Source organism: Streptococcus sp. GMD6S (assembly GCF_000297015.1).
The window spans coordinates 62,223-80,299 of sequence record NZ_AJRH01000006.1 but is presented as its reverse complement, the minus strand read 5'-3'; the positions used below and the strand labels follow the sequence as shown (position 1 = coordinate 80,299).

The following is an 18,077-nucleotide window of genomic DNA, read 5'->3' as shown; positions in this document are numbered from 1 at the left end:
TTGTATCACTTGATGGAATTGTTGTAGTTCCAGCGTTTGGCGCTACAACAGGAACAGTTGTAGCATTTGATGGAGCTGTTGTAGTTCCAGTATTTGGTGATACAGCAGTAATAGCAGTTTCATTTTGTGAAGCGTTTGTATCTGCATAAACCATTTGAGCGCTCGCTGAAGCAAGTACGACAATAGATGATAGTGTGATGATTTTAGCCCATTTTTTCATGTTTTCTTCCTCTTTAATATTTATTTTAATGTTTATTTTAATATTTGTTTTAATATTTATTTTAATGTTTGTTATTCTGCAAAACCTGTAATAATAGGTTTACCTACGATTACATAGCCATACATTGATTTTTCCTCTTCACGTAAAGGAAGAGTCATTCTAATCGTTTTAATATTATTCGAGTCTTCTGTTGTAGTGATTACAAATGTAACTTGAATAATATCTTGTGATTCGGTTAGTGATTCGTAAATTGTTGATTGTGCTTGAACTCCTTTTTTGAGTTCAAGACCTTCAGTCTTCATTTCACTGCTTAAAAAATCTACAATATTTTCACTTTTTCCAGTATAGAAATTTGCGATAAAAAATCTACCAAAAACTTCAATTTTCCCTTGTTTCTCTTCAAGCTGTATCCGATTTTCAAGCTCATTAATTTTCTTAGATTGAACTTGAACAAGAGATAATGAAGCAATAGATGCTATTGTAATTAAACAGATAATTATTGTAAGAACAAGCGAACCAAACCTTAATTTTTTAGTTTTTATTGGCTTATCTGAGACTGATTTAGTAATCAATTTTTCTGTCTCTTTTTTATCTTCAACCAGGTTATTTTGAGATTGTTCTACGCTTTTAAGAGATTCTAACTTTTTATCTTTTTTAACAGAGGTACGCTTTTCTTTTTTATGCTTATTTGATTTTAAAAATCCAAATGATTTTTTTTCTCTTTTAAAACCAAACCCTGAGAGCGCTTCTTCCACAATTGATTCAAGAGGGAGAGATAAAGATAGACTGTCTAAAATTATCCCCTCTTCTCCCAATTGGTCTATTTGAATAGTTATAGTTTCTCCTCTATCTTCTGCCCAAACCGACCTATCATTAATAAGAGATAGTAATTCATCCCTATTTTGACAGGTTTCCTGCTGATTTGTTTGTAGATTAATAATTCTGAACATGACCCTCACCGACCTCTTCAGAAGAATTTACCTGGTTAGAATTATTAAATGCAAAATTTTCAAATTCATCAAAAGACTTACCTGACTCAGCCATTAACGCAATGATATATTCTGCTTGAAGTGCATTAATTTTCGCTTCATACTCTTTTTCCTTTTGATTCAAGGCTCTTTTCTGTTCTTGAATTTTTTCTAACTCAGCATTAAATTTTTCAAGTTTGCCCTTCAATGATTGTGTTTGTGTCTTTTTTGGTGCCATATTTTTCTCCTTTAATTTGAATTTGAGGTGCTAGGTGTTGTCGTTGGTTTTGTTGATGAATCTGTTGTAGAACCTTCAGATGGTTTTGTACTATCCAAAATTCCATAGTCACCTGTCTGATCAGTTAAAATAATGGATTCCATCTTATTTACTTTCATTTTACCGTTTTCATTAGTATAACTCATTCTCAATGTCTTTTTGTTCAAAACATTTTTTTGAGCAGTGTTATAGTTTTTCTTTTCATCTAGTAAAGTATTTACATAATTTACTTGCGCTATAACTTGTAATTTGTCTTGATTGATATAAATTTCTGCTGATTTAAACTGAAAATCTACAACAAATCCTTTATAGGTTTGGCTCACAGGTTCTTCTTCTTTAGCTACTGTTTGTTTATATAGACCATCAGTCATATACTCTTTATAGCGATTCCTATTCTCTCCAAGATCTTTTTTGGTATAATAGTTCACTAAAAATTCTTTTACCTCTTCCTGATTAAGCCCCTCCTTTGTTGCTGTCTGTTTACTTTCAGCACTTTCCTTTTTTTGATTGTGATCTGCTACTGTTTGTCCTATACCTACTCCAATAAATACGGCAAGGATAATCAATAATATATAACCAATAAATTTTATTACTTTTAATTTAGATGAATCTATCATAATTCTCCATTCTTTCTTCTATTTTGGCGGAATTGCAAATGTTAAATAACTTTGATTTGTCCAAAGAGTCCAATGTATTCTATTTTGAACTCCTTGAATATTACATTCAGAAACTAGGAAGCTACCATCTTCATTTACATGTTCAACGTAAGATACATGCCCATTCTCTTCTGGAGTATTCCAAAAACCTCCTTGAATTGACATAACAGCTCCTGCTACGGGAGTTGAACTATATTTCCATCCTCTAGCAGTCAATCCTCTAACCCAGTTCTGTCCATCTCCTAACCAATTATAATGAGGAGCTCCTGCTTCTACTAACCGATTATACACGTACCAGGTACATTGACCAATAGGGTAAGTATTACCATCAAGACTAGCTGATACAGTCGCTGATGAAGGATAGCTAGATATTTTAGATGAATACTCTGAAGGAAAACCCCATGAACTTTCTAAAACGGAACTTCCTCCTTTAGTGTGACCTCTAGGATTTTTGAGATACGATAAAACTTGTTGAGCATTATGTTGCCGTTCTTTTACTTTATCTCCTTCGTTCCCTTCCCAATTAACCAGGAATTTATTAGTTAAATAATCTACATCATCGTTTGAATGAAGGATATTCTTTAAATGTTCAATGTAGTAAGGAGAATCACCATTTAGCATGAAATCAAGTTGAAGTTCAAGATCATACCATTTTTTTCCTTTTTCCTTAGCATAGTTCAATAACATTGTATGTCTAATCGAACCATCACGGGTATCAGTCCATTGTCCAAGTCCAATCCCTCTATGGATAATATTTGGATATTTCCCTTGATACACTTCAGCATTCCCCATATTCAACCAGTTAGGATCATCCCAAGAGCTAGCTGAAGCTCCCACGGGAGGATTCAGATAATCTCCTTCAGCACGTTTTGCTGTTATTGATGATTCTGTCCAAAAGTTTCCTAAAATTGCTGAGATACCATTTAAGGTTACGCTACTATCTTGTTTTTTGAAGAAGTTGTATATATCATTTATTTTTTTACCAATATCACCGTCTAGGTTCATATCTGAAATTACTGAAGTAGTCTGATTGTATTCAACTTTTGGAAGATAGAAACCAACATTTACCCAAACCCATTCTTTCTTTTTCTTGTTTTTGAGTTTTCTATAGTAAACTTCTTGCCCTCCTACATCACTTACCTCACCAATTTCATTCCCGACTTTAATCTTATCACCATCATTAACACGAACACGAGTCACATTCTTATAAGTAAACTCTGCCGTTTCTGATGATATAATCACATCTTGCTCTTTTATAGAAATTGTACCATCCATTACAGCATAAAGTTTTGACCCTTGATTCGCTTGCAAAACAGAACCATTATATATCTCTGTTTTTGAAACATAGCCAAACCTTTTATCAATCCGTATTGGATCTAATTTTTCATCATTTGCTTCAGCATTAAAGGGGTTTGACAAATCGTTGTAGGTTACATAATAGCCTACTTGTTTTGCCTGTTCTAAGACTTCGTTATACTCTTTCAACTCGGATTCACTCAATCTTAGATATTTATTTTCAGACGAAGTATAGATATCAGACATTGTTTTTAAATTGTCTTTATCTTTATTTAATTCTTCCCAAGTATCGGAAAGAAGCTCCCTGTAAGAATGATTTAATTCCCACCACTTCTTATCCGTATTATAGGGTGAATCTAGCTTGTAATCTTCATATTTGTAACCCATGAACATCATTATTTCATCAATATTTGTCCAATAATCAACTTTATCTGTTGATTTTTCTCTATCAATTTTTGAAATATGAGTCCAAGCTTCTGTAAGATCAAACTCGTTTTGTGCTACAGTTGAAGTTCCTCCACCTGTCACGACTCCTAACAGGGCAATAATCAGAACTCCTAAAAACATAATCAAGTAGGCTTTAGCTGATAAGGGATTTTTAAGAACTGTCAAGATAGGCTTCCCAACTTTTACAGCTACTTTTTTAGTAGCACTAGCGGTCTTACCTGCCTTTGAAGTTCTTAATTTTGCCCGTAAACGTTGGTATTTATTAGTAACTTTCGTTTCCCATCGATTGGCAACAGGAGTCCTGGTAAAACTACGACCACGGACAAGGTTATAGGTGCGATTTCCTGCACCATATACGACCCTAGTTGCCCCTTTACCAATCTTGACGGTATAATTGCCTAGCTTCTTAGCTTGTCTTACTTCAGCGTGTGTTCTACGGATAGTCTGACGTGCTGAAGCAATATCTTCAAGCACATCATTATCCTGAAAAGCTGAATCCACAAAATGAGAAGCCTGGTGATGAGTAACTCGCCCCAGCTTTTGAGCCTTTGTCCCACCGTTACGCTGAATGGCTTGGCGTTTCTTTGCTTTAGCGGTCTTCTTACGCTCTTTGAGCGTTTCAATCTCTTTACTAGCGACCGTCCGTCTTGCCTTTTGTTTCTGCCCCAGGTAACGCTTTTCAGCATCTGTCTTGGGGTTTAAGAGCCGAGCTTCTCTCTTTTCAGCTTGTTTATAGCTGTTTTTCGTTGTCTTGAGGTCAGACTTGGCTTCCTTGTACTCACGTTTGGCATCACGGAGATCACGTCTTGTTTTTCTCGACAACGTAACACCTCCTAAGCATCTGTAGTGACAAGCTCATAGAGTCTTGTGTGTCTTGGGATAGGATTTTCAAAAGGTACAACCACTTGACCTGCGACAATCAAGCCCGTTCCTTTTGCTTTTGGTTTTTCAATGTATCTTACTAAAGTTGGAGTTAAAGAAATGGCTTTAGAAAGAGCCAATAAGTCTGATTTCTTGTGTTTCAAGAGAATCATGAACTCACTATTAGATACCAACTTGCGCCCTTCTTCTTTGTTCATCAGAGTTTCAATATTTTGTGTGATGGCTGTGGCAATCGCCCCATATTTACGAACCCGTGAATACAACTCTGTAAAGAAGATAGCCTGGGCTTCTTCTTTGAAGAAGAGCTGTACCTCGTCAAAATAAATGCGAGTAGTGAGTTTCCCTTGGGAAGCGACAACTTGATTCCAAATGTAGTCCTGAATAACCATCATCGCAAACGGCTTGAGTTTTCCTGACAAGCGTTTCAAGTTGAAGACCACAAAGCGGTTTGTAATATCAACGTTGGTCTCGTGTGCAAAGATACTTTGTGACCCTTTGGCATAGATTTCAGACTTGAGCGCCAATTCCTGGGCTTCAGGTTCTTCTTGTTCAAGCAAAACATCGTGCCAATCTGCAAGCGTTGGCGTTCTATCTACATTAGCGAATCTTGCATATGTTTCACGTGTCACACGGTCAATAATGGTATATTGCACGTCACCGACTTCATCAAGAATAGACTCAAAGAGCCCCATGAGAAGGTTTGACTTATCCCCGATAGGGTCATCATCTTCATCCTTCAGTTGACTCGAATCAGGCAAGTCCATCAAGTTTAGGTGTGACTTAGAACCGATATAAATATCAACCAACTGCGCCCCGAACTCACGTCCAATATCGGAATATTCATCTTCAGGGTCAACAATGATGATACGGTCTTCAGGGTTCTTCAGATAAGTTGGTATGATTTCCATGGTTTTTACAGTAACAGACTTTCCTGAACCTGAAGAGCCAAGAACTACGCCCGAACCAGTGTTCAGGTCTGCTTTACGGTCAACCGTAATCACATTGTTAGATAGTTGATTTTGACCGTAATAGAGCGCCCTCTCACTATCTGACTTCAGGTCAACGTTCATAAAAGGAACTTGTGTAGCCAAGTTAGCTGTTGTCATATCACGTATAAAGCGACGTTTCACATTTAAGAAGGTGTGACCAATAGGAAGGATGGTATTGAGTCCTTCTTCCTGGTAATAGTAACACTCTTGAAAATCAACGCCAACCTTACGTGAAGCGGTCAAGACTTTATCTGTGATACTTGCCAGCTCCTCCTCATCCTCAGCCTTGAAGTAAAGAGCAATCAAACCTGAAAAGGCTTTTTGGTCATTGTCATCAATCTCTTCTTTCCATCGTTTCGTTGACTCAGAAATTTCACGTGCTCGACCTGAGACAGCCAGATCCTGGTCAACCCCTTCTTGAGCGCCTGACCGTTGAGCCTTGACCATTTCAGCTTTGATAGTTGTATCCGCATTGTTAATCTTACGCATAAAGCTAGATGGCTCATAAGGCTCAGCATGAATCGTGATAGCCAACTCAACGCCTATATCCGTTAAACTCTTAATCAGTCGGTCTGTTAAGAAAGTTGGAAAGTTTCTAGCATACATGACTTTTGCGACCCCTTCATTGATACGGAAACGATTTTCCAAGAAATGAAGCCTGTTAGGGGCGATAAAATCTTTTGTATGTAATTCTGAAAGAGCAATATCCCTGAAGTTATAAGGGAGTTTGTGTTTGCCCAGGAGCAACTCCGCAAACACGTCAAGACGTTCTTTCCCGTCCATTTCTTCAAAGGTAATATCCATTTGAGAGTATTGATTTTCAAGTGAGTTGCCTAGCTCGCTTAAGTTGGCATCCGCTTGCCCTCGATTATAGGCTTCTGTCTTCAAGGTCACATATTTTTCAACCTTGAAATTCTTTGAGTCACTTGAAAAACGACTTTCAATCATTTCATTGTATTCCTTACGGAAATTATCAAAGCCGTCACCAATCTCATCATACTTAATTTGCTCAACAGCGTTGTCTTCGACTCTCCGATTGATAACCAGGAGCTGATAAGTAGAGCCTGCATCAAGTGAATTGAGCGCTTCAGCGTGTGTATCAATCACGTCAATCTTTTCTTCCTGATTAGCGGATAGATAGGCGACATCACCCAAGCGATAGGTTCTTGACCATTCGTTTTTGGCAATGTGCATCAGCCCATTTTCAAATAGGCTATTGTATTTAATGGTATTTTGTGTTGAAGCCTTCAAGGAGCGTTTTAAGCGTGCCTTACGTTCCTTTTCAGCCTTCGTCAACTTCTTTGACTTTCTTCCAAGATTTAAAATCATCTTTTGTGAACTCCTCTCCTTCCTCAAATTCTGTAATAAAAGCTCGCTTCTGAACTTTTAGATTAAACATGACCTTGTCTTTGACTGCTTCATCAAAGCCTAGCCCGTAAATGATAAAGGGAGGGGCAATGAGGAGCGCCACAAGGTACATAAAAATATCTGATAGTCCCATTATGGAAATGGTGATAGTGAGTGACACCACTATCCCAATCCCAAGCAACATGACTAAAAGACGTTTGGTCATCCCAAAGGCGACGGGTCTTTCATAGTTGTCAAACTGCTTGAGGAACTCACTTCCTAATTTGTTCATACAACCTCTTTCTAGCTACAATAAAAACACCTTGCTCTGGCAAAGTGTTTGTTCAACAGTTTCAATTTTGTTAGTCTCTCATGCGTCCAATCGTTGACATGATAGCACCAATTAAAGCCACAATCAAAAGAATTGGTATCGAAGTATTATTAAATATAAGGTTGGTATTAACTTCGTAATCTAAAATCGTCCCATAGTAAATAACTCCTGCAATACTCCAAAAAATAGATAGACCAATAAACATGATTATCCAATTCCAAAGGACACTTAAAAGGAAAAATGGAGTTGCAATCAGAAATCCAATAATCATAATCAGACCTGATAAAATCAGACTAAAGAAGTTGCCAATCATTGACCAAATGGAGCGTTTCACTCGTTTAGGGGCGTTTGATTGAACTGGTGTAGGGGTTTCTACTAGTTCTTCTTGCGATTGAGGAGACAATTTGAAATGGTTTCCTTCTCGCTTGATATAGTATCGTTTTTCTGACATGAACTCACCTCCTTATAGAACTATTTTACCAAATTTATTGCTTTTTTACATGGCATTTAAAAGTGTTTTTGCCAAGCGCTGACTACCGAACAAGGCGACAATATAGACAATACTTTTTGCGATAGATGCAAAAGCAGTCGCCCAATCTCCTGATGATGCTTTAAATAAGTCATCCGTTACCAAAGCTGGGTAAAGTCTGACAATAATGACAAGCAATAACCCTTGTAAGGCGTAAGCTGAAAAGTGTTTTAAGAAGTTGACGGCTACTGGCTTTGTCTGTTCAGACATGAAGAAAGCCACAATTAGCGGAGCGACTGCCTTCAAGAGATACATTTGGAAAAATCTCATAAAGACAAGTAATTTCGCACATACATCAGCTATTAGCTCAGTAAAGTTGCCTACGATATTGACAATCTGTTTGGCTATCCATCCACTTATACCTGAAGTATCCATATCAGACTTAAATGTTTTATTCGGTAACACGCCATCGACAAGAGCAATCCCCCTGTTAAAGACAAATACGATAAAATCAAAGATTTCTGAAATGTTATAAACCAATAGAAATGCAATAGCATATCCAAGGGCTACTTCCATCCAAAGCTGAACCGTTAAGCCACCGCCCTCTTGTCCTAACCGTCTATTCCATGAAAAAATATCAAATAGAAAGAAAGTTAAAATCAAGATTGAAGCGACTGGCAATAAAGCCCCGTTAATCTTATCAGCGTATTGATTGACTGTTGAACTATACTCAGCTAGAGAATTTGTGATATTATCCATTCACTCTAGCTCCTTTCAGATTTAGCTGATAGCTTGAAGCGCTGCAATAATTGCTTGGCAGACCGCCGCCCCGATAACACCGATAGCGCCACCGTTAATCATGGCATTTGCCCCTTTTTCCTGGCGCATAGAGTCATTGTTGTTACGACCACCAAAGAAATCAATAATTCCTGCAAGAACCCATACAAGTCCTGTAATACCAACGACTGCTTGAACAATTTGAAAAACTTTAACTGCTGTATCCATAAGATTTAATCCTCTTTCTTTTTTGTAATTTGTAAATGTTTAATTGCATCTGCAAGGACGACCATTTCGTCCTCAAAAAGTGTGACACCCTTGCCAACTCGTGAATGGTCATCTTTCCATGACCGTATATCATATTTTGGCTCGGCATCATTCCATGAAATAATGTTTAGTTCCTTTTGCCACCCTTTGTCATTCTTTGATAGGACAGCAATCGTCTCAATGATTTTAAAGCGTATAGGCTCATTATTATCTTTTGTTGGTTGACGGTTGGACTGGATTTTCTTTTGTTGGTCTTCAAAACTGTCTTTCCAACCTTTGTCATTTTCCCAATCCGTCATAAATTTCCTCCTGTGCTTCGTTTTCTAGTGCGGTGATAGCCCGTCCCTGTAAGTCTAAGCACGTTGAACATTCCAAATCGACATCTTCTCGCAACCAAAATTCCATTTCGTTCTATTGTGCGAATTGCGGAAAAAACGTCTTTGTATTCAATCTTTAGCTCAACGTACATAGGCTTTCCTGCGACATAGGCTTTTCTTGATACTGTGCCATACTTTGGTTTTAACTTCAGTATTTCACCACTATCAAGATAAGCAGAAGCACCACCTTCACGTCCTAATTTTTTTAAGTCTCTGATGCAAACGTCAATATTTGCAAGGTCTTCAAATTTATTCATTCTTTCTCTCCTACTCGAATAAATTCAGGTTGATTTACACCCATGCTGTATAACCTCCTTTTGGTTATATCCGTGTTTCATGCGCACCGTTTATGGTCAAAACGACAAACCCGCGAAAAATGCGCACTGTGACTGAGGCTAGATGACTAGCTTTACACTCCGCCCCCAATTTTGTATCTCATAGTCACGCTGTATCAGGGCAGAGGGGGTATTCAGTTGTCAAAGTGCTTCAGCAGTTTATTGACTTGCTTGGGTCAAAGAAAATATTAATCAGCATAGAAGAGGCCATAGCCAGCTACTAACATACACAAGCTCATAAATTGCTGGAAACCAGGAAAATCCGAAAGGAAAATTTTGGGCATAAAGTATGATACGCAAAAAATACAAGTAATAATCAGCAAATTTAGAGCAATTTTCTTTACTAACTTTTTCATCAGCTTACCCCTTTATTTTGTTGCTTTCTGATCCTCTGACTCCATTCAGCCATCACGCCGTTAAATACGTATTCAGCAACCATTTCAGACGAGCGGGCAAACCTCATATTCTCTAAAGCGTATTGATAGCGGTCATCAAAATGTATCATCGCATAATCTGCGGTAGCCTGTGAGAAGTTTTCTTTTAGTAACTGGTCATGAACCAAGTTCCAAATATAATCTCGGTCGTACTTAGTCGCCTTATCAACTTTTCGAGAAAGGTTGCCCCTATTTTTTCCTTCAGGATTTTGAGGGGCTTTCTCTTCTTCCTCCTCTAAACTAAAATCAGGATCACTAAACTCAGGCTCACTAGAATCAGTATCATTAGGTTCTGAAATTCCGAAGTCTTGACTTCTGTTTTCCAGAGTTCTTGAATTCTGATTTTCAGAATTCTGGAAGTCGGAATTTCCGACTTCCGCTGGTATCAAGGGTTTAGCCTCATTTTCAACCTTTAAAGAACCAAGATAAATCAAATTGGGTTTGTTTAAACCTTGGCGAACTTCTTCGAGTAGGTCATATTTTTTCAACTCTTTTTTCAGCTTAATAACCTTATCTTTTCCGTAACCTAACATCTCTCCAATTTCTTCAACGGTAAAGATGAAATAGATATTTCCATCAGCATCAATCCAGTTGTTTTTTACTGATAACTCAAATCTATCCTTTAGGATGGCATAAAGCAATTTAGATTCAGCAGACATCTTTTTATAGAGTTCAGACTCAAAAAGTAACTTTGGTACACGGAAGAATCTTTCTCCGTTATTAACCTGTGCAAGTGAAATTCTTTCCATATCTAAACCTCCCTAAATCTAAGATCACCTTTTGAATTAAAAGCAATCAATCCAAAAGATTCTAGTTCTTTAATGTTGTCTATTGATTCTTGACGGGTTATCCCTGTCTGTTTCATCAAGAATGAAATAATCAATTCACGTGTTTCTTTTTCTTTTGATATCATTTGTGACCTCCTGAGATTAAATTGAGAAAAACAAAAGAGAACGCTATTCACGTTCTCTCAATGTTATTTATTCAATTCTCCCAATTTAGGACACATACATGCGCTTTTCAATGATGCTAAAGGTACTTGCTTGCTTCCCTGATACTGAGTTCAGCCATTCTTTCCCTGTTTTTTTCGATGAAGCTTGCTACCCATTCCGGATTGGTTTTGGAGTAGTCTCTTAGGGCCCAACCGATGGCTTTGTTGATAAAAAATTCGGTCTGGTCCAGATTATTGAGCAGGACCTTTTCCATTAGTTGAACATCCGTCTTCTCTTTTCTTAACAACTGGTGGTCAATAGCGACTCGCCTCAGCCAGATATTGTCTGATAGGCTCCATTTGAGGATGATTTCTCCCAGTTCTGGCTTGTCATATACCAAACTTCCTACTACTCGGTCTAGGATATCTACTGTGTCCCACCAGGATTTGGTTACGACTAGACGCTCAAGCTTAGGCAAATCGTTCTCCGTCAAATAAGACTGCATAGCTTTCAAATAGTTGGCAGCCACATATTGATATTCTCTAGCATCCTTTTCCCAGCAAGTGTCTACAAAATCCCAATAGATGAGCTTTGTTTTTTTCGCACTTGGAAAGTATTTTTTGTAGAGGGCATTTCTTTCAGGAGCTGCAATACCTAAAAAGGAAAATTGGTATCGCATATAGGCTTCCATTGGGCCTGCTTTCTCAGGATCTTTCGCCGCTTCTAGCTCCTCAAGTAAATCTACAAGACTCATCTAAAAGTCCTCCCGCCCTACCAAGTGGTGCTGAAAGGCATAGACCGCAGCCTGGGTGCGATCACTGACCTCAAGCTTGGCTAGGATGTTGGACACGTGGGTCTTGACCGTCTTGAGAGAGATGAAGAGTTCATCTGCAATGCGTTGATTTTCGTAGCCCTTAGCGATGAGTTGGAGCACGTCTCGCTCACGCGCAGTCAGCTCCTCATGAAGCTCCATATGATTACGGTGGTATTCGACCTTCTTGCTGACCTCTTGTTCAATAGCAAGCTCTCCAGCAGCCACCTTGCGGACGGCATGAAGCAGTTCGTCTGCACTAGAAGTCTTGAGCATATAACCTTTGGCACCCGCATTCAAGACAGGCATGATTTTTTCATTGTCTAGGTAAGAGGTCACAATCAAAATCTTGGCTTCAGGCCATTCTTTGAGAATAGCCAGGGTTGCATCAATCCCATTCATCTCAGGCATGACAATATCCATGACAATGACATCTGGACGCAGTTCCAAGGCCAACTCAATACCTTGAGCCCCATTGGCAGCCTCGCCCACAACTTCCACATCGTCTTGGAGATTAAAATAGCTTTTCAAGCCCAATCGGACCATTTCATGGTCATCTACCAGTAAAATTTTCATCTCTACTCCTTTATGATTCCTTGTCTAGCAGGGGAATACGGATATCGACCGCCAGTCCTTGCTTAGGTGCTGTCAAGAGTTGAACCGTTCCTGCCATATCTTCAACCCGCTCCTTGATGTTTCGCAGTCCATAACTCAAGTCATCTAAACTCCCTAACTGGAAGCCAATCCCATTGTCCACCACCTTTAGTTGCAATTCAACATCTGTCTGATAGAGGTAGACATCTAAGCAAGATGCCTGGGCATGGCGGAGGGTATTGCTGATCAACTCCTGCAAAATACGAAAGATATGCTCTTCAATCTTCTTGGGCAATTTAGACACATTCTGCTTGAGACTAACCTTGAGATCACTCTTGTCCTCTAGCTCTTTTAAGAGGATTTGAATCCCCTCAACCAAACTCTTCTCTTCCAACTCAACAGGTCGCAAATGTAGGAGCAAGACCCGCAAATCTTTCTGGGCTGTTTCAAGGATAGCTGCAACACTTTGCAACTGGGTCTGCATCTTTTCTCTATCCAGCTTCAAAGCCTGCTGGCTGACACCTGATAAAATCATATGAGCCGCAAACAACTCCTGACTAACTGTATCGTGCAAGTCACGTGCAATCCGCTTTCGTTCCTTCTCGATGATTGCTTCTTCCTTGACCAGGCTTTGATTTTCAGCCTTTTGAACAGCCTCTGTCAAGAGGTTAAGCTTGCCAGACAAGGACTTAAAACTGGCATCCAAGTCTGGATCTGCAAAGGCAACCACCTCTTTTCCTGCTAGCAGTCGCTTGAGATTGACTTGCATTTTTCTGCGAGAGACTTCTTCTATCACGCGCCAAAAGAGGACAAAAAAGAAGGTCATGGAAAGGCTAAAGACCAAGATCAAGAAGATGAGTTTCTCTGTTTTCTCGATATCCTGTAGCAAATAGGACCAATCAAGATTTAGAATATCAAGCAGACTATTAGCCAAAAAGAGAATAAAGAGGAGTGAAGTCAGGCCGATTAACAGATAAGATTGCTTTTTCATCCTCTGACCACCTCCACATCGCCAACCATAGTAGTTAGGAAAATCTTGACACTCTTGTTACTCTTGAGGTAGTCTCTGGTTTCCTGATGATAGTGTTCATTACGGAGGGCTCGCTTAGGTTGATGAAGGAAGGTTAAATCTCCATAAAGACAGTTAACACTGAGGCTGATTTCCACATCTACGGGCAAGATAATCCTAGTCGTTCCGACCATCTTTCTAAGGATAATGACATTGTCATGATTGGTTAGGATAACTCTTTCCAAATGAATGGTGTCCTTACCCATGAGGCGAAAGAGGTTGATATCGTCAAATTGACATGTCTGGTGACTAGAGAAATGATGGAGATTGCTAAACCAAGGATTGTGTTCATTTTTAACCGTTACCACCTCTTCAAAGACCAAGTCGGTCTCCTCTCTTTCTTGATTCATCATCGGATAGAGAAGAAAGAGACTATAAATAACTGCCACAAAGATAGCTAATATCACAAAGGGATTGAGCATGACGATGAAAAAGAAAAGAATAGTCGCCACAAGGAGGAAAACGTTGTTGCCCTCTTTGCCTGTATAATAGCGGAGCAAGAGCAAAAAGAGGAATAGAATCAGCAGAAAACGCGAAAAATGCTCTGATACCATCAAAATCAGAGCTCCCGTCAATAGACAGGCTTCGATAAATAAAAAGATTTGAAATTTTTTCATAGATGCATCCTCTCCCTTCTATTTTATCACAATTCAAAAAAGTCACCTCGGTCTGAGGATGGAAAAAGGAGATTGGACAGAAATCGCTCCTACAAGCTAGGTTTCATCAACTCACTACAGTTGACAAAAGGCTACAAAAAAAGGGCGGGATTCTTGTCCCGACCTCTCTACATCTGATCTTTTGCTTCTTTTAGTTTGCCATAAAGAATATAGTCTACGTTTTGTAGATCCGCTATGGTGGCACAGTTAAGGGCACACATGATCAAACGCAGATCTTCTTTCCAGCCTTGGACAATGCCAATCACCTCTTCGACGGAGTAGGTTTCAATCAACTCAAGAACGGTACGTGACAGTCCCACAGCCTTGGCTCCAAAGACCAGGCACTTAATCATATCCAGCGGGTTCCGAACGCCTCCGCTAACCAAAAGTTCGACCTTGTCTTTCCAGTCTTGGGCATTGAGAAGGGCTTGCATAGTAGACTGCCCCCATTGATTGAGGTAATCACGCTGGCCACTGCGACGGTTTTCGATATAGGCAAAGCTAGTACCACCACGACCTGATAGGTCAACCGTTCGAACACCCAGATCATAGGCTCTCTCGATGGTCTTCACATCCATTCCAAAGCCCACTTCCTTTAAGACAATAGGAACGGGAATTTGCTTGCTATAGTCTGCCAGATGCGATTGCCAGCTTCGAAACTTTCTTTCTCCCTCCGGCATGAGTAATTCCTGCATGACATTAACATGCACTTGGAGGAGAAGAGGATTCATCGCTTCTACAGTCTGAAATCCCAACTCAACAGGCTTGTCCAAGCCAATATTGGTTCCAAGGAGAAGCTTTGGATGGCTAGATTTGACAGAAAAAGAGTCATCTGTTGAATCTTTGAGGGCTGCGCTATAAGAGCCCGTCACAAACAAAATCCCACATGCTTCTGCCACCTGAGCCAGTTTTTGATTGATTTCTTTACCTTTGTCGCTCCCACCTGTCATGGCATTGATATAAAAAGGAAAGTCCCACTTTCGACCTGCAAACTCTGTAGACAAATCAATCTCATCCAGGTCATAAAGAGGCAGGGAAGAATGAATCAACTCCACCTCATCAAAGCTATTATAGGAACTTTTCTGCTCAAGGGCATAGCGGATATGCTCGTCCTTACGATTTGTCGTCATGTCCTATCCTTTCTTGGTATAAGAGCTCAATCCCCAGATCGGCCCAGCGATTTTTTATGGTTTCAGTTGATTGCTCATCAAAACTCAAGGCAATCCCACAGTCACCACCACCAGCGCCACTACTCTTGGCAACAGCCTGCAAATCTTGACTGGCTTCTTTCAACTGTCTCAGCGAAGGTGTGTATATATCTAGGCTCAAGCCTTCTAAAAGCTGACTGGCTGTTTCCACCTGCTCGATGATTTTTTCTGAATTCCCCTGCTCCAAGGCTTCTACCAAAGCAGCAACCGTTGCTTTTGAGGAACTTAAAAAATTCTGGTCTATGCTTTGCTTGATTTGCTGAACCATTTGACTCGATACGGCCACTTGCTTGGTCCATCCCACTAGGAAATCACATTCTAGGCCCGGTTGCACTTGTGAGATAGAAAAGCCCCAGTCACGCTCCAAAACTGTCATCAAGTTTTCTTCTTTCAGCCACGTAGCCACCTTTTTGCGATCAAATGACTGGTAGAGAACCAAATCTTCTGCCACAATACAGGCTAGATCTCCCATAGAACCATTGTCTCCTCGCTTGAGTAAGACCGTGCTAGCCAGCTTGAACAAGAGTTCCGGATCAACCGTAATATCATATTGAGCCAGCAGGGCCTTGATCACCAAGACAACGACGCTACCACTAGAACCCAGACCAAACTTTTTGCCTTCCCGTTCCATTTTTCCACGAATTTCCAAGGAAAAAGGTCGCAAGGCTTGCCCACGATAAATGAGGAAATCTTCCACTAGAGCAATCGTTTCTTGAATCAAGCTGTAGTCAGGATTTGGCGTCAAGTCCACTGCGAAATCAAACATATCTGAATAGATACGGTAGCTATCAGAAAAAGCAATCTCAGCCTTCATATAGATGGGAATGGCCTTTATCAAGGCTAACTGTCCTGGCTCTAGAATAGCGTATTCCCCTGCCCAATAGAGTTTTCCGCAAGTTTTAACAGCAATCATCTTGACTCAAATCCTTTGTTTTTGACACAATCAGGCGGTAACGTTGACCAAAGATTTCTGATAAATGCTCCAAGTCTTTCTCCTGACAGAGGACCTTGACATTGGGACCGGCATCCATGGTAAAGTAGCAGGCTTCCCCTTGCTCACGAAGTTGGCGGACAAAGTCCATCGCTTCATAGGATGCATCCGTCAGATATGAAAAGGCTGGACTAGCAGTTTTGGTCGTAGCGTGCATGGCTAGGGCATTTTTCTCCGTTAATTCCCCAACCTTGGCAAAATCATTCTCTTTAAGATAGACGAGCATATCTTGATAATCCTTCTCAGACTGGCGCACCCAATCATCAAAGGTCGTCGAGGTTTCCACACAGAGTTTCATCCCATCACGGCTAGAAATTGGTTTTTTCTTGTCCTCTAGCACCAACATAATCATAGCTAGTCTCAAGTCTGTCTCTACAGGGTAAATCTCCCCACTATCCTTGTCCCAGGCACCGAGTGGCCCATAAAAACTACGAGAGGAAGAACCAGAAGCAAACTTAGCCTCCTGTGCCAACTGACTCCGATTCAAACCAAGCTGGAAATAAGCATTGCAAGCCTTGACCAAGGCGGACAAACCACTAGAACTGGATGACAAGCCAGCCGCAGTCGGCATGTTGTTTTGGGTATCGATACGGACAAATCCCTCACCTTCTGGACGGTAACGGTTGATGATTTTGCTCATTTTAGCATGCTCAGCCTCACTCTGAAGCTGACCATTGATATAAAAGGCATCAGCAGTCGCATCCGTCGGTAGAGGCGACAAGGTCGTCTCTGTGTACATATTTTCCAAAGTAAGAGAGATACTGCTAGTAGCAGGAACCATCTCTTTTTCTTTTTTCTTTCCCCAATATTTAATAATGGCAATATTTGCGTAGGAACGTACTGTTACAGGCTTTCGATCCATGTCTGAACAGCTCCTTTCTCTTCTAATCGTTTTGCTAGTTCTTCTGCTTGATCCAGATTGGCTGCCAAGGCTATGATACAGCCTCCTAACCCACCACCACTCATCTTGGCACCTAGAGCACCATGGCTAAGAGCCGTTTCAACGAGGGAGTCTGCCTCAGGGCTGCTGACACCAATTTCTTTTAAATGTAAATGCGCTTGACTGAGGATTTGTCCCAATCCTTCAGCATCTTTTCGTCTAATCGCATCTTCTGCTTGCTGGGTCAATTCTCCCAAGGCATGCAAAAACGGTAGGGCATCCTTCCCCATACTTTGAACCACTTGGATGGCTTCACGAGTGTGGCCATACACACCTGTATCTGCAATCACCAAATAGGCAGATAGGTTCATCTCAAGTTCTGTAAAACCAACATTCTTGATAAAGCGAATAGGTTGGTCACTGAGACAGGTCTTGGCATCCAAACCACTTGGATTCATATGGGCAATCATTTCAGCCCGATTGACCAAGATTTCTAGTACATCATGAGGCAGATCGGCTTGATAGTAGTCAAATACCGCACGTATGGCCGCTATGCTGATAGCCGCTGACGAACCCATTCCCCGTTTTTCAGGGATAGCCGAGTCAATCACACATCGAATGCAAGCTTCTTTGATATCCAAATACTCCAGCGAGGCATACACTGCCATGGACAAGGTATCCTCCTCATAAAGACGCCACGGACTTTCAGCAGGGACCACCTTACAAGTCACCTCCACCTCTATGAGAGGCAGGGAAATGGCTGGATAACCGTAAACAACCGCATGCTCTCCTATTAAAATAATCTTACTATGTGCCTGACCGACACCAACTTTTTTTGTCATGTTTTCCTTTAACCAGACGGAA

The 18,077-nt window shown here is 40.3% G+C and carries 21 protein-coding genes and 1 pseudogene; all 22 read right to left on the bottom strand.

Annotated elements, in window-relative coordinates; translation table 11 throughout:
- A pseudogene (locus GMD6S_RS01825) lies at nt 1-220 on the bottom strand (LPXTG cell wall anchor domain-containing protein); the annotation flags it as partial.
- Nucleotides 221-291: 71 nt separating this feature from the next.
- Nucleotides 292-1,170 (bottom strand): hypothetical protein, encoded by an 879-nt coding sequence (locus GMD6S_RS01820; RefSeq protein ID WP_000488421.1) that lies wholly within the window; start codon nt 1,168-1,170, stop codon nt 292-294.
- Nucleotides 1,154-1,426, bottom strand: coding sequence for a hypothetical protein (locus GMD6S_RS01815; RefSeq protein WP_000035316.1), 273 nt, complete (start codon nt 1,424-1,426; stop codon nt 1,154-1,156). Before GMD6S_RS01815 ends, GMD6S_RS01820 begins: the two co-directional genes overlap by 17 nt.
- An 11-nt stretch (nt 1,427-1,437) precedes the next feature.
- Nucleotides 1,438-2,082, bottom strand: coding sequence for a hypothetical protein (locus tag GMD6S_RS01810; protein ID WP_000567329.1), 645 nt, complete (start codon nt 2,080-2,082; stop codon nt 1,438-1,440).
- 18 nt (nt 2,083-2,100) lie between these two features.
- Complete coding sequence (locus GMD6S_RS01805; protein WP_000088416.1) at nt 2,101-4,686, bottom strand: phage tail tip lysozyme; 2,586 nt, start codon at nt 4,684-4,686, stop codon at nt 2,101-2,103.
- 11 nt (nt 4,687-4,697) lie between these two features.
- A complete protein-coding gene (locus GMD6S_RS01800) occupies nt 4,698-7,064 on the bottom strand; it encodes a VirB4-like conjugal transfer ATPase, CD1110 family (protein WP_000602695.1) in 2,367 nt (788 codons plus the stop codon).
- Entirely contained in the window at nt 7,018-7,374 is a 357-nt protein-coding gene (locus GMD6S_RS12935; protein ID WP_001037297.1) for a hypothetical protein, read from the bottom strand. Before GMD6S_RS12935 ends, GMD6S_RS01800 begins: the two co-directional genes overlap by 47 nt.
- 70 nt (nt 7,375-7,444) lie before the next feature.
- Nucleotides 7,445-7,864, bottom strand: coding sequence for a hypothetical protein (locus tag GMD6S_RS01790; RefSeq protein WP_001291572.1), 420 nt, complete (start codon nt 7,862-7,864; stop codon nt 7,445-7,447).
- A 45-nt stretch (nt 7,865-7,909) separates the two neighbouring features.
- The gene (locus GMD6S_RS01785) at nt 7,910-8,641 is read right to left on the bottom strand and encodes a type IV secretion system protein (RefSeq protein ID WP_000368851.1); all 732 of its coding nucleotides are present in this window, start codon (nt 8,639-8,641) and stop codon (nt 7,910-7,912) included.
- Between the two features lie 21 nt (nt 8,642-8,662).
- On the bottom strand, nt 8,663-8,887 hold the full coding sequence (locus tag GMD6S_RS01780; protein ID WP_000379145.1) for a hypothetical protein: 225 nt from the start codon (nt 8,885-8,887) through the stop codon (nt 8,663-8,665).
- A gap of 5 nt (nt 8,888-8,892) precedes the next feature.
- Nucleotides 8,893-9,123 carry a PC4/YdbC family ssDNA-binding protein gene (locus tag GMD6S_RS01775; RefSeq protein ID WP_029709290.1) on the bottom strand — a complete coding sequence of 77 codons (231 nt, stop codon included), beginning with the start codon at nt 9,121-9,123 and terminating at the stop codon, nt 8,893-8,895.
- 98 nt (nt 9,124-9,221) lie between these two features.
- On the bottom strand, nt 9,222-9,560 hold the full coding sequence (locus GMD6S_RS01770; RefSeq protein WP_001031739.1) for a hypothetical protein: 339 nt from the start codon (nt 9,558-9,560) through the stop codon (nt 9,222-9,224).
- A 433-nt stretch (nt 9,561-9,993) separates the two neighbouring features.
- A complete protein-coding gene (locus GMD6S_RS01765; protein WP_000439727.1) occupies nt 9,994-10,821 on the bottom strand; it encodes a replication initiator protein A in 828 nt (275 codons plus the stop codon).
- 2 nt (nt 10,822-10,823) lie between these two features.
- Nucleotides 10,824-10,985, bottom strand: coding sequence for a hypothetical protein (locus GMD6S_RS12680; RefSeq protein ID WP_000623739.1), 162 nt, complete (start codon nt 10,983-10,985; stop codon nt 10,824-10,826).
- Between the two features lie 116 nt (nt 10,986-11,101).
- Nucleotides 11,102-11,758, bottom strand: coding sequence for a DNA alkylation repair protein (locus tag GMD6S_RS01755; RefSeq protein WP_000060522.1), 657 nt, complete (start codon nt 11,756-11,758; stop codon nt 11,102-11,104).
- Nucleotides 11,759-12,391: a response regulator transcription factor gene (locus GMD6S_RS01750; RefSeq protein ID WP_000698452.1), complete on the bottom strand. Its 633-nt coding sequence runs from the start codon at nt 12,389-12,391 to the stop codon at nt 11,759-11,761. It abuts the gene before it with no gap.
- 10 nt (nt 12,392-12,401) lie between these two features.
- Nucleotides 12,402-13,400 carry a sensor histidine kinase gene (locus tag GMD6S_RS01745; protein ID WP_000744932.1) on the bottom strand — a complete coding sequence of 333 codons (999 nt, stop codon included), beginning with the start codon at nt 13,398-13,400 and terminating at the stop codon, nt 12,402-12,404.
- Complete coding sequence (gene liaF, locus GMD6S_RS01740) at nt 13,397-14,095, bottom strand: cell wall-active antibiotics response protein LiaF (RefSeq protein ID WP_000714484.1); 699 nt, start codon at nt 14,093-14,095, stop codon at nt 13,397-13,399. The genes GMD6S_RS01745 and liaF overlap by 4 nt, the downstream gene beginning before the upstream one ends.
- Before the next feature lie 167 nt (nt 14,096-14,262).
- Nucleotides 14,263-15,264 carry a type 2 isopentenyl-diphosphate Delta-isomerase gene (fni, locus tag GMD6S_RS01735; RefSeq protein WP_000210639.1) on the bottom strand — a complete coding sequence of 334 codons (1,002 nt, stop codon included), beginning with the start codon at nt 15,262-15,264 and terminating at the stop codon, nt 14,263-14,265.
- The gene (locus GMD6S_RS01730) at nt 15,248-16,255 is read right to left on the bottom strand and encodes a phosphomevalonate kinase (RefSeq protein WP_000562389.1); all 1,008 of its coding nucleotides are present in this window, start codon (nt 16,253-16,255) and stop codon (nt 15,248-15,250) included. Before GMD6S_RS01730 ends, fni begins: the two co-directional genes overlap by 17 nt.
- Nucleotides 16,242-17,195 (bottom strand): diphosphomevalonate decarboxylase, encoded by a 954-nt coding sequence (mvaD, locus tag GMD6S_RS01725; protein WP_000375373.1) that lies wholly within the window; start codon nt 17,193-17,195, stop codon nt 16,242-16,244. The genes GMD6S_RS01730 and mvaD overlap by 14 nt, the downstream gene beginning before the upstream one ends.
- Nucleotides 17,177-18,055 carry a mevalonate kinase gene (mvk, locus tag GMD6S_RS01720; RefSeq protein WP_000163296.1) on the bottom strand — a complete coding sequence of 293 codons (879 nt, stop codon included), beginning with the start codon at nt 18,053-18,055 and terminating at the stop codon, nt 17,177-17,179. Before mvk ends, mvaD begins: the two co-directional genes overlap by 19 nt.
- Nucleotides 18,056-18,077 lie beyond the last annotated feature (22 nt).